Annotated in this window: 10 protein-coding genes; 5 read left to right on the forward strand and 5 right to left on the reverse strand. The window is 59.7% G+C overall.

Translation table 11 applies throughout. The annotated features are described in order from the left end of the window. Positions 1-11: 11 nt before the first annotated feature. Positions 12-1514 (forward strand): sodium/proton antiporter NhaB, encoded by a 1503-nt coding sequence (gene nhaB / locus EYC95_RS00720; protein ID WP_131058639.1) that lies wholly within the window; start codon positions 12-14, stop codon positions 1512-1514. Between the two features lie 108 nt (positions 1515-1622). Here the strand turns inward: nhaB and EYC95_RS00730 are convergent, their stop codons facing one another. Genes EYC95_RS00730 through gnd form a run of 3 tightly spaced genes read right to left on the reverse strand, consistent with a single transcriptional unit; the run spans position 1623 to position 4950 of the window. Further along, positions 1623-2453, reverse strand: a complete 831-nt coding sequence (locus EYC95_RS00730; RefSeq protein WP_131058640.1) for an HAD family hydrolase — start codon at positions 2451-2453, stop codon at positions 1623-1625. Further along, the gene (zwf, locus tag EYC95_RS00735) at positions 2450-3973 is read right to left on the reverse strand and encodes a glucose-6-phosphate dehydrogenase (RefSeq protein WP_131058641.1); all 1524 of its coding nucleotides are present in this window, start codon (positions 3971-3973) and stop codon (positions 2450-2452) included. Before zwf ends, EYC95_RS00730 begins: the two co-directional genes overlap by 4 nt. Next, on the reverse strand, positions 3970-4950 hold the full coding sequence (gene gnd / locus EYC95_RS00740) for a phosphogluconate dehydrogenase (NAD(+)-dependent, decarboxylating) (RefSeq protein WP_131058642.1): 981 nt from the start codon (positions 4948-4950) through the stop codon (positions 3970-3972). The genes zwf and gnd overlap by 4 nt, the downstream gene beginning before the upstream one ends. 270 nt (positions 4951-5220) lie before the next feature. Here gnd and EYC95_RS00745 point away from each other — a divergent pair, with 270 nt between their 5' ends. The 4 genes from EYC95_RS00745 to EYC95_RS00760 all read left to right on the forward strand — a co-directional run bounded on the left by EYC95_RS00745 (position 5221) and on the right by EYC95_RS00760 (position 10196). Continuing rightward, positions 5221-5403, forward strand: a complete 183-nt coding sequence (locus EYC95_RS00745; RefSeq protein ID WP_109630878.1) for a DUF6026 family protein — start codon at positions 5221-5223, stop codon at positions 5401-5403. 204 nt (positions 5404-5607) lie between these two features. Then, entirely contained in the window at positions 5608-7353 is a 1746-nt protein-coding gene (locus tag EYC95_RS00750) for a phosphoethanolamine transferase CptA (protein ID WP_131058643.1), read from the forward strand. Between the two features lie 298 nt (positions 7354-7651). Next, positions 7652-9889, forward strand: a complete 2238-nt coding sequence (locus tag EYC95_RS00755; RefSeq protein WP_131058644.1) for a TonB-dependent siderophore receptor — start codon at positions 7652-7654, stop codon at positions 9887-9889. A gap of 97 nt (positions 9890-9986) precedes the next feature. Next, positions 9987-10196 carry a hypothetical protein gene (locus EYC95_RS00760; protein WP_131058645.1) on the forward strand — a complete coding sequence of 70 codons (210 nt, stop codon included), beginning with the start codon at positions 9987-9989 and terminating at the stop codon, positions 10194-10196. Between the two features lie 56 nt (positions 10197-10252). On the opposite strand, the gene chrA is transcribed toward EYC95_RS00760, so the two are convergent. Both chrA and EYC95_RS00770 read right to left on the reverse strand, forming a co-directional pair. Then, positions 10253-11422, reverse strand: coding sequence for a chromate efflux transporter (chrA, locus tag EYC95_RS00765; RefSeq protein WP_256656891.1), 1170 nt, complete (start codon positions 11420-11422; stop codon positions 10253-10255). A gap of 42 nt (positions 11423-11464) precedes the next feature. Next, positions 11465-11962: a GNAT family N-acetyltransferase gene (locus tag EYC95_RS00770; protein WP_131058647.1), complete on the reverse strand. Its 498-nt coding sequence runs from the start codon at positions 11960-11962 to the stop codon at positions 11465-11467. Positions 11963-11982 lie beyond the last annotated feature (20 nt).

Here is an 11982-nt window from a genome sequence, read left to right on the forward strand (position 1 = left end):
AGGAGTAGCCGATGTCCGGTTCAATGGCCCACGCCTTCGCGCACAATTTCCTCGGCCACTCACCCCGCTGGTACAAGGCGAGCATTGTCGGCTTCCTGATACTCAACGCCCTGGTGTTGTGGACAGTAGGTCCGGTGGCGGCCGGTTGGCTGCTGGTGCTGGAATTCATCTTCACCCTGGCCATGGCCCTCAAATGTTATCCGCTGATGCCCGGCGGGTTGCTGCTGATTGAAGCGCTGCTGCTGAAAATGACCACGCCGCAAGCGCTCTATGACGAACTGGTGCACAACTTCCCGGTGATCCTGCTGCTGATGTTCATGGTAGCGGGCATCTACTTCATGAAAGACCTGCTGTTGTTTCTGTTCTCGCGCCTGTTGCTGGGGGTTCGCTCCAAGGCCCTGCTGGCCTTGATGTTCTGCTTCCTCTCGGCATTTCTGTCGGCGTTCCTCGATGCCTTGACGGTGACGGCGGTGATCATCAGTGCTGCCGTGGGGTTTTACTCGGTGTATCACCGCGTCGCCTCGGGCAATGATCCGCGTCAGGACAGTGAGTTCAGCGATGATCAGCACCTACCCAAACTGCATCATGACGACCTCGAACAATTTCGTGCGTTCCTGCGCAGTCTGCTGATGCACGGCGCCGTGGGCACGGCATTGGGCGGCGTCTGCACATTGGTTGGCGAGCCGCAAAATCTGCTGATCGGCCACGAAATGGGCTGGCACTTTTTCGAGTTCTTTCTTAAAGTCGCGCCCGTTTCATTGCCGGTATTGGTCGCAGGTCTGGTGACCTGCGTCCTGCTGGAGAAATTGCGCTGGTTCGGATACGGCACGCTGATGCCGGACAACGTGCGCACCGTACTGGCCAATTACGCTGCCGAAGACAACGTCAAACGCACCTCGCGCCAGCGTGCAGCCCTGATCGTTCAAGGGTTGGCGGCACTGATTCTGATTGGCTGCCTGGCGTTTCACGTGGCTGAAGTGGGTTTGATCGGTTTGATGGTGATCGTGTTGATCACCGCCTTCACGGGCATCACCGACGAGCACCGTATCGGCAACGCGTTCAAGGACGCCATGCCGTTCACGGCATTGCTGGTGGTGTTCTTCGCGGTGGTCGCGGTGATCCACGATCAGCAGTTGTTCACGCCGCTGATCCAGTGGGTGCTGGCGCTGCCGGCCGATCAGCAGCCAGGCATGTTGTTCATTGCCAACGGATTGCTGTCGGCCATCAGCGATAACGTGTTTGTGGCGACCATTTACATCACCGAAGTGAAACAGGCGTTCATCTCCGGCCACATGAGCCGTGAGCACTTCGAAACGCTGGCCATTGCGATCAATACAGGCACTAACCTGCCGAGCGTGGCGACGCCTAATGGCCAGGCGGCGTTTCTGTTTTTGCTGACGTCGGCGATTGCGCCGCTGATTCGCCTGTCATATGGGCGGATGGTGTGGATGGCGTTGCCGTATACGGTGGTGATGGGTGTGCTGGGTTGGTACGCCGTCAGCTACTGGCTGTAACACAATCCTAAATGTGGGAGCGGGCTTGCTCGCGAATGCGGTGTGTCATTCAGCATAAATATTGACTGACACACCGCTTTCGCGAGCAAGCCCGCTCCCACATTGGTTTTAGGTGAACTGGCGAGGGAGGATGTATTGCTCAATCGCCTGGGCCGCGCCGTCTTCGGTGTTGGTGCCTGTCACCACATCGGCCTGGCGCTTCACCGCTTCTTCCGCCTGCCCCATGGCAATTGACAATCCGGCGCGATGAAACATCGCCGGGTCATTGCCGCCATCGCCCATCGCAGCGGTCTGCTCCAGCGGCACACCGAGAAACTCGGCCAGTGTCGCCAACGCAGCGCCCTTGTTCGCCTGCATTGCCGTCACGTCCAGATACACCGGTTGCGAGCGCGAGACCTGTGCCTGGCCCTCCACTTTCGGCAATAACTGCGCTTCCAGTTCGATCAACAGTTGTGTGTTGCTGCTGGTGGCAACGATCTTGTCGATGCGCGTCAGAAACGGCTCGAAACTCTCGACCACCACCGGCGGATAACCGAGGCCGTGCTGCTCGCGCGGGACCATCGGCCCACTCGGGTCTTTCAGCAACCAGTCGCCGCCACTGAACACCCAGACTTCAACGTCCGGCTGATCGGCAAACAGTGCCAACGCCGTCAGCGCAGCCGTTGCCGGTAAATAATGCGCGACCAGCAAACTGCCGTCGGGATTGACGATCGTGCCGCCATTGAACGCCGCCGTTGGCAGATCGACGCCGAGGGCTTCGATCTGCTGCAACATGGCTTTCGGTGGACGCCCGGTGGCCAGGCTGAACAGCACGCCAGCCTCGCGCAAGGATCGGACGGCCTCAATGGTGCGCTGGCTGAGCGTGTGATCGGGCAGCAGCAATGTGCCATCCATGTCGCTCAGCAGAAAACGGATGGGTTGTTGCGTGACGTCACTCATCCGAGACCATGCCAGACGCGACCGTCGCGGGCCAGCAGCTCATCAGCCGACTTCGGGCCGTTTTCGCCGGCCGGATAGCGCTGCACGCTCGCGTCCAGTTGCCAGGCATCGAGGAATGGCTGCACGGCGCGCCAGCCGTTTTCGATGTTGTCGGCGCGCTGGAACAGCGTCTGATCGCCAGTCAGGCAATCGTAGATCAGCGTTTCGTAGCCGGTGGACGGCTGCATTTCAAAGAAATCCTTGTAGGCAAAACCCAACTCGATATTGGCCATTTTCAGGGCCGGCCCGGGCCGCTTGGCCAGCAGGTCGAACCACATGCCTTCGTTGGGTTGAATCTGGATGCGCAGGTAGGTCGGTTGCAACTCATCGACCTCGGTATCGCGGAACTGCGCGTACGGCGCAGGCTTGAAGCAAATGACGATCTCGGTGTCGCGCACGCTCATGCGCTTGCCGGTGCGCAGGTAGAATGGCACGCCGACCCAACGCCAGTTGTCGATCATGACTTTCAGCGCGACGTAGGTTTCGGTATTGCTGTCCGGCGCTACGTTGCCTTCCTCACGATAACCGGCCAAGGGTTTGCCATCGAGTTCGCCGGCCGCGTATTGGCCACGCACCGAGTTGGCCCGCGCCTCTTCCGTGGACCACGGACGTATCGCGCCGACCACTTTGGCTTTCTCGCCACGGACCGCATCGGCGCCAAAGGCTGCCGGCGGTTCCATCGCCACCATCGCCAGCAACTGGAACAGGTGATTGGGCACCATGTCCCGCAGGGCGCCGGTGTGTTCATAAAAACTGCCACGGGTTTCCACGCCGACGGTTTCGGCGGCCGTGATCTGCACGTGGTCGATGTAATGGTTATTCCAGAACGCTTCGAACAGGCTGTTGGAGAACCGGCTGATCAGGATGTTCTGCACGGTTTCCTTGCCCAGGTAGTGATCGATCCGGTAGATCTGGTTTTCCGACATCACCTTGAGCAAACACGCGTTCAACGCTTCAGCGGTGTGCAGATCGGAGCCGAATGGTTTTTCGATCACCACCCTTCTGAAGGCTTCGGGTGTTTCTTGCAGCAAGCCGGCGGCGCCGAGACGGCGCACCACCTCACTGAAAAAACGCGGCGCGGTGGCCAGATAGAACACCGCGTTGCCGGTGCCGCTGGCGGCGATTTTTGCCGCCAGCGCTTGATAAGTGCTGTCGTCCAGGAAGTCGCCCTGGACGTAGCTGATGCCTTTGGCAAGCTTGGCCCACAGCGCCGGGTCAAGGGCTGCGTCGCCCTTGCCGACTTTGGTGGCCGCTTCGGTCCGAATGAAATCTTCGAGCTTCTGCGCAAAGGCTTCGTCACTGATGGCGTTGTGGTCAACGCCAATGATCCGCAGTCCATCGCCAAGCAGACCGTCGCGACTCAGGTTATACAGCGCCGGCATCAGCAAGCGCTTGACCAGGTCACCATGGGCACCGAACAGAAACAGCGTGGTCGGTGGTGCGGGTTCTGCCTTGGATTTATTGCGGATCAGACGGGTCATTTTTTCGCAGTCTCCACATGGCCGCCGAAGCCGAAGCGCTGGGCCGAAAGGATCTTGTCACCAAAGGTGCCTTGACCGCGCGAACGGTAGCGGGAGAATAGCGAGTTCGACAGCACGGGTACGGGCACCGATTGTTCCATGGCGGCTTCGATGGTCCAGCGACCTTCACCGCTGTCAGCGACCGAGCCTGAGTAACCGTCGAGTTTCGGATCGCTGGCCAGTGCGTCGGCGGTCAGGTCGAGCAACCAGGACGACACGACGCTGCCACGGCGCCAGACTTCGGCAATGTCGGCCACGTTAAGGTCAAAACGCTGATCTTCCGGCAGGTTGGTGCTGGCCTTGGTCTTGAGGATGTCGAAGCCTTCGGCGAAGGCCTGCATCATTCCGTATTCGATGCCGTTATGGATCATCTTCACGAAATGGCCAGAGCCTGCTGGACCGGCGTGAATGTAACCGCGCTCGGCGCGATCGTCTTCCGACTTGCGGTCCTTGGTGCGAGGGATATCGCCCATGCCCGGTGCCAGGCTGTCGAACAGCGGATCAAGGCGTTTCACCACCTCGGCTTCGCCGCCGATCATCATGCAGTAACCACGCTCCAGGCCCCAGACGCCGCCGGACGTGCCGACATCGATGTAGTGCAGGCCTTTCTCCGACAGGGTTTTCGCCCGGCGGATGTCGTCCTTATAGAAGGTGTTGCCGCCGTCGATGATGGTATCGCCGGCTTCGAGCAAGGTGCTCAGGGTGTCGATGGTGTCTTCGGTCGGCGCGCCGGCCGGCAGCATGACCCACACCGCACGTGGTTTGGCCAGGCCTGCGACCAGCGCCGGCAGGTCGATGACGCCCTTGGCGCCTTCTGCGGCCAGAGTGTCGACGAAGGCGGTATTGCGGTCGTAAACAACGGTGGTATGCCCGTTGAGCATCAGGCGACGCGCAATATTTCCGCCCATGCGGCCCAGTCCAATAATCCCGAGTTGCATGTGCTGATGCTCCCTACTACAAATAAAATGTGTCAAAGGTTATAGCCCAACGCGACTAATGTGGGTTAGTCCAGAGCGCTGGCGTGAAGTTTCCGGGCATTGTGCCCGATCCTGACTGATAACGTCAGAAATCGAACTGAAGACACAACGACCCTGAAAAATAAAAAAGTTCCCTTCAGGGGCAAAAGAAATCAAAATTGGCGCCGATAGTAGATAAGCACCGATGTCGGGGCGGATTTACAGTTGAGACAGCCATTTGCGAGGTGAGCAATGGGCACAGTACAAGCAGCACGGCCAGCACAAACCCTTTACGTCACGATCCGTCGTGATGAATTGCGCCAGTTGAAAGAAGAGCGCGACCTGTTGAAGCAGGAACTCGCGCAGCTGCGCTTACTCACACAAAGCTCTTCGGCTCAGCCTTTGCCCGTCACCCAGCGTGCTCCCCACGCCTGATCCCCTCGCTTGATTCGGAAACAGCCCTCTGCTGTTTCCGACACCGCTTCCCTGCCTTGCCGTTTGTGGCAACTCACAAAGTTTTCACACCGACCTGTTGATACTCCGGCTCATTATGGCCGCTCGGTATCCGCGCGGCCTCTGTTCGTCGGCAACATGGAAGGCTCCCGACGGGTCGACGTGATTTCTTGGCTGGAGCGCTGAATGACTGTGTTTAAACGCAGCACTACGACTGCGAAAGGTTTCGATTGGGCAGGATTTCTCTGGCTGTTCCTGTTCTTCTGGTATTTTTCCGGCATTACCCAACTGCTGATTCAACTGACGGGCACCTCGGGTTTCACCGGGTTCCGCCAGGCCTTTGTGATGAGTGCCATCTGGCTCGCGCCGATGCTGCTGTTCCCTAGACAGACACGAGTGTTGGCCGCGCTGATTGGCGTGGTGCTGTGGGCCTGTTCGATGGCCAGCCTGGGTTATTTCTTCATCTATCAGCAGGAATTTTCCCAGAGCGTCATCTTCATCATGTTCGAATCGAACATCTCTGAAGCTGGCGAGTACATGACCCAGTATTTCGCCTGGTGGATGGTGGCGGCGTTCCTCGCCCACACGCTGTTCGCGTATTTCCTGTGGACTCGCTTGCGCCCGGTGTACATGCCCCGCGGTCGAGCGCTGGTAGCCGCGACCGCCATCCTGGTAGCCGTGGTCGGTTACCCGCTGATCAAGCAAACCGCGCGCACCGGTAGCCTGGCCGGCGGCTTCGAGAAATTCGAAACCCGTATCGAGCCGGCGGTGCCTTGGCAGATGGCGGTGGCGTATCACCGTTACCTAGACACGCTGGCCGGCATGCAAGACATGCTCGACAGCGCGAGCAAGATTCCACCACTGAAGAACCTCAAGGACACGATGGCCAACCAGCCAGCGACCCTGGTGCTGGTGATCGGCGAGTCCACCAACCGTCAGCGCATGAGCCTCTACGGCTACCCGCGTGAAACCACGCCGGAACTGGACAAGCTCAAGGATCAGATGGCGGTCTTCAACAACGTCATCACCCCGCGCCCGTACACCATCGAGGCGTTGCAGCAGGTACTGACCTTCGCCGACGAAGAAAACCCGGACCTTTACCTGTCCACGCCGTCCCTGGTCAGCATGATGAAACAGGCGGGCTACAAGACCTTCTGGATCACCAACCAGCAAACCATGACCAAGCGCAACACCATGCTCACGACCTTCTCCGAACAGGCCGACGAGCAGGTGTACCTGAACAACAACCGCAACCAGAACGCCGCGCAGTACGATGGCGACGTCATCGCGCCGTTCAACAAGGCACTGGCAGACGCCGCGCCGCGCAAGCTGATCGTTGTGCACTTGCTCGGTACGCACATGAGCTATCAGTACCGTTATCCGCCAACCTTCAACAAGTTCACCGATCGCAAAGGTGTGCCCGAGGGCGTTCGTGACGATCAGGTGCCGACCTACAACAGCTACGATAACGCCGTGCTGTACAACGACTTCGTGGTGTCGAGCCTGATCAAGGACTACGCCAAGTCCGATCCGAACGGCTTTCTGATGTACCTCTCGGACCACGGTGAAGATGTCTTCGACTCCCCGGGCCACAGCACGCTGGGGCGCAACGAGGCCAAGCCGACGTCGCCGATGTATACCATTCCGTTCATGGCCTGGGCTTCGCCGAAATGGCGTGAAACCCACGACTGGAGTTTTGCCGGTGACCTGGCGCGGCCGTACAGCAGCTCTCACCTGATCCACACCTGGGCGGATCTGGCGGGTTTGAGTTTTGACGAACTGGACCGCAGCAAGAGCCTTGTGAGCGACAGCTTCAAGCCGCGTCCGTTGATGATCGGTAATCCGTACGAGCGTCAGTCGCGCCCGTTGATCGACTTCAGCCTGATGAAGCCCAAGGGCAAGCCTGGCGATCCGGAGGTTGCGCATAATTAATCCATGGCTCCAGCGCACACCTAGCAGCTGGCGAAGCCCTGTGGGAGCGGGCTTGCTCGCGAAGGGGCCGCCAGCTTCTACATCATCGTTGACTGACACACCGCTTTGGCGAGCAAGCCCGCTCCCACAGGGCTTCGCCAGCTGCCACAGGTCTCGTGTTTCCAGCTTTCTTCTGCATGAAAGCCACCTCCGAAACATCTTAAAATAACAATTATTCTCGTTTAGAACTAAATCCCCTCCTCCCCCTTCGTCTTTGAACAAACGGAATTTTTCCCTCGAAGACAAGGAGTCGGCCGCGATGTTCGCGCCTATCACCCGTTCCATGACCTTTACCCTGGGCCTGTGCAGTGCTGCACTGAGCCCCGATCTGCTGGCTGAAACCGTCCCCGATCAAGAGCCAAGCCGCACCCTTGAACTGGGCATCACCAATGTGACCGCCCAGGGTTTGGGCAGCACCACCGAAAACACCGAGTCGTACACCACCGGCGCCATGAGCACCGCGACGCGGTTGAACCTGTCGATCAAGGAAACGCCGCAATCGGTGTCCGTGGTCACGCGCCAGCAGATGGACGATTTCAAACTCGGCACGCTCTCCGAAGCCATGAGCCAGACCACCGGCGTGGTGGTTCAGCACAACGACTCGGACCGCGTCAGCTATTCGTCCCGCGGTTACTCGATCAACAATTTCCAGATCGACGGGATGCTCAACACCTTCAGCTACATGAAGTCTGATTCCGACACCATCATTTACGACCGCATCGAAGTGGTTCGCGGCGCGACCGGCCTGACCACGGGTGCCGGCGATCCTTCAGCGACGATCAACATGGTGCGCAAACGGCCGACCGCGCAATGGAAAGCCCAGACCGGTGTCAGCGGCGGCAGCTATGACGATTACTACAGCTATGTGGACGTTGGTGGACCGCTGGCTTTCGACGGGCGCCTGCGCGGTCGCGGTGTACTGGCCTATCGCGACAGCGGTTCCTACCGTGACAAGTACCAGCAGCAACGGGAAGTCGGCTACGGGATTCTCGAAGCCGACCTGACCGACGACACCGTGCTCGCCGTGGGTTACGACTATCAGGACAAGCAGGTGCAAGGCACCTCCTGGGGCACCGTGCCCTACTGGAACGCTGACGGCAGCAAAGCCAACCTGGGACGCTCCACCAACATGGCCACGCCGTGGAGTTCGTGGCCGCTGAAGGACAAGACCGCGTTTGCCACGCTGAACCAGCAACTGGGCGCCGGCTGGCAGCTCAAGGCGGCCTACACCCACCGCGAGAGTGACACCGACGGCAAGATTTACTATGGCGGTGGCGGTTTCCCCGAGGCGGATCGCAGCGGCATGTTCGCCAACGTCAGCCACATGGTCGGCACGCAAAAAATGAAGGCCTATGACTTCAACGTGTCCGGCCCATATTCGTTGTTCGGACGCGAGCACGAAATGATGATTGGCTATGGCGAAGCCGAACGCAGCGAAGACAACCCTTACACGGTAGACGGCGCACGGTCGTCGGATTACGAGAAAGTCCCTGACTGGAAGTACATGGGCGGCATTCCCAAATTCCCCGACACCGTCACCAGCCTGAAAGGGTCCGATGAAAGCACCCGGCAAAAGGCCGGTTACCTGGCCACGCGCCTGACCCTGACCGACGACCTGCACGCGGTACTCGGTAGTCGCTACGGCAGTTGGGAGATCTCGAAAAACACCTACACATACGACAGCAACCTGCAACGGACCGGTGTTGAAGCCATCAGCCAGCAGCACAACGACATGTGGACGCCGTACGCCGGGCTGCTCTACGACCTCACGCCTGAATACACGGTGTACGTGAGCTACACCGACATTTTCAAGCCGCAGGAGGATCGCGACAGCAATCACCAATACCTGGAGCCGGTGGTTGGCAGCAACTATGAACTGGGGCTCAAGGGCAGCCTGCTGGAAGAACGACTCAACCTCGCCACCGCGGTGTTCTGGAGCAAGCAGGACAACGTCGCCGAACGCGACGACTCGGTGCCACCGGACCCGGTCACCGGCGAGGAATTCTTCAAATCGGGGGGCAAGGGCAACAAGGTCCAGGGCTTTGAAGCCGAGGTATCCGGCGAGGTGATGGCGGGCTGGAACATGACGGCTGGCTACACCTACACCCACTCGGCCAATGGCGAGAAGCAGCGCAACAACACCAACCAGCCGTTGAACATGCTCCGCTTCTCCACGGCCTATCGCCTGCCCGGCGACTGGCAGGCACTGACCGTGGGCGGCGCGGTGAACTGGCAAAGCGACGTCTACCGCGCCGCCAGACGCCCGGTCGGCCGTGGCGCCGATGGCGAAATCATCACCGCCAGCACCAACATCCGCCAGGAGGCGTACACCGTGGTCAAACTGATGTCGCGTTACCAGTTCGACAAGCACCTGTCGGCTTCGCTGAACGTCGACAACCTGTTCGACAAAAAGTATTACGACAACGTCGGGTTCTACAACGGCGTCTATTGGGGCGACCCGCGCACGGTCACCCTGAGCCTGGACTGGAAGCTCTGAGGTGGTTAATTCCCAAATAACGGAATCGGCGGATAATGTCCCGGCAACATTGGTTCATGGATGAAAGGCACCCGATATCCGTAGTGGGAGGCAAACCATGAAACGTACCGCGTTGATCCTCGCCAGTCTGATGATGTTCGGTTCCACCGCTGCCTTTGCCGAAGGCGGCGCCGAACGAATGAGGTACTACTTCGAAACCCTGCGACTCAAACAACAGCAGGCTAATGGCGTCGAAACCAGATCTATTGAACTGCGGGTTCCGAACGATCAAACGGCACAGGTGACCGAAACCTATCGGCCGAACTAAACGATGACTGACGGGCGTCCTGATGGACGCCCTTTTTCATGCCCGATTGAAAAGCTTCAAGCGCCCAGCAGTACACCGCAAAAGCCGCCGAGCAGCACCAGCAACCACGGCGGGCATCGCCAGAACAGCAACGCCATCAATGCCAGCACCGCCAACAGCACATCCAGCGGGCCGAGGATCGAGGTGGTCCACAACGGCTGATACAACGCGGCCAGCAACAATCCGACCACCCCGGCGTTCACCCCGGCCAGCGCCGCTTGCACCCGGCCATTGCCACGCAAGCGCTGCCAGAACGGCAGGACGCCGATCACCAACAGCAGCGACGGCAGGAAAATCGCCAGTACGCACACCAGCGCACCACTCCAGCCGCTGATGGACGCGCCGAGAAACGCCGCGAACGTGAACAACGGCCCCGGCATCGCTTGAGCCGCGGCGTAACCGGCGAGAAACACGTCGTTGCTCAGCAATCCCGTGCCCACCACCTGACTTTGCAACAGCGGCAACACGACGTGGCCGCCACCAAACACCAGCGCACCCGTGCGGTAGAAGCCGTCGAACAGGCTGATCAGCGAGTCCGGCCAGCGGTGCGAAATCAGCGGTAAACCCAGAAGCAGAGCCACGAACAGGCCGAGCGCCAGCCAGCCTGCCAGTCGACTGACTCGAATCGACAGGCCCTCCTGCTGCGCTCCATTTGCGTTCTGTAGCAAGACCAACCCGATCAACGCCGCCACGGCCATCACCGTCATCTGCCCGGCAGACGTAGGCCAGAGCAACACCCCGACAGTCGCCACCAGCATGATGCCCACGCGCACCGGACCTCGGCATAACGTACGGGCCATTCCCCACACGGCGTGGGCAACCACGGCGACGGCGACGATTTTCAGCCCGTGAATCAAACCGGTCGGCAATGCCCAGCCACCGTGGGTGATGGCGAACGCCAACAGCGTCAGGATCAGTGCCGAAGGCAAAGTAAAACCCGCCCACGCCGCCAATGCCCCCGAATAGCCGGCACGGGACAAGCCCAGCGCCATGCCCACCTGACTGCTCGCCGGGCCCGGTAGAAACTGGCACAGGGCAATCAATTCGGCGTAAGCGGCTTCGCTCAACCAGCGCCGACGCTGAACGAATTCACTGCAAAAATAGCCCAGATGCGCGACGGGGCCGCCAAACGAGGTCAGCCCCAGACGCAGGAAGATCAGGAAAATCACCCACGGTTTGTCTGCCATGGGCGCCCTGCCCTGCGTGCCATCGAGGCTATTCATGGGGCGTTAAAGGTTCTTGGTCCAGAACAGCATTCGGCCATGGGCCGGGTCGATCATGCCGGGCGCAAATCCGAACTTGCCATATGACGCCTGCGCGACAGCATTGCCTTCGAGGACTTCCAGGGTGATCTTGCAGCAACCCCGTTGACGGGCGATGTCTTCAACCTTTTGCAGCATCCTCTGGCTCAACCCCAAGCCGCGAAACTTCGGCGCTACCGACACATCGTGCACGTTGACCAGCGGCCGGCACGCAAACGTCGAGAAACCTTCGAAGCAATTGACCAGCCCGGCTGGCTCGCCGCGGACAAACGCCAGTACGCTGAACGCATGAGGACGCTTGGCCAGCTCCCCCGGAAGTTGTTGCAGGAGGTCTTCGGGCAATGGCTGCTCGCCGCCCATCGGGTCTTCGGCGTAGGCATTGAGCACCACGCCGATGGCTTCGGCATGCAGTGGATTGGTGTAGCTGGCCTGAAGTACCAGAATTTCTGCGGATTCCTTTTCCATCGTCAACGTCCCGTCAAGTT

The organism is Pseudomonas sp. BGI-2 (assembly GCF_004310295.1).
GTDB lineage: Bacteria > Pseudomonadota > Gammaproteobacteria > Pseudomonadales > Pseudomonadaceae > Aquipseudomonas.

Bases quoted from the DNA above. Each gene is read 5' to 3' on its own strand.
- EYC95_RS00755 (WP_131058644.1), top strand. From the start codon at position 7,652: ATGTTCGCGCCTATCACCCGTTCCATGACCTTTACCCTGGGCCTGTGC.
- zwf (WP_131058641.1), bottom strand. From the start codon at position 3,973: ATGACCCGTCTGATCCGCAATAAATCCAAGGCAGAACCCGCACCACCG.
- chrA (WP_256656891.1), bottom strand. From the start codon at position 11,422: ATGGCAGACAAACCGTGGGTGATTTTCCTGATCTTCCTGCGTCTGGGG.
- nhaB (WP_131058639.1), top strand. From the start codon at position 12: ATGTCCGGTTCAATGGCCCACGCCTTCGCGCACAATTTCCTCGGCCAC.
- EYC95_RS00750 (WP_131058643.1), top strand. From the start codon at position 5,608: ATGACTGTGTTTAAACGCAGCACTACGACTGCGAAAGGTTTCGATTGG.
- EYC95_RS00760 (WP_131058645.1), top strand. From the start codon at position 9,987: ATGAAACGTACCGCGTTGATCCTCGCCAGTCTGATGATGTTCGGTTCC.
- EYC95_RS00770 (WP_131058647.1), bottom strand. From the start codon at position 11,962: ATGGAAAAGGAATCCGCAGAAATTCTGGTACTTCAGGCCAGCTACACC.
- EYC95_RS00745 (WP_109630878.1), top strand. From the start codon at position 5,221: ATGGGCACAGTACAAGCAGCACGGCCAGCACAAACCCTTTACGTCACG.
- EYC95_RS00730 (WP_131058640.1), bottom strand. From the start codon at position 2,453: ATGAGTGACGTCACGCAACAACCCATCCGTTTTCTGCTGAGCGACATG.
- gnd (WP_131058642.1), bottom strand. From the start codon at position 4,950: ATGCAACTCGGGATTATTGGACTGGGCCGCATGGGCGGAAATATTGCG.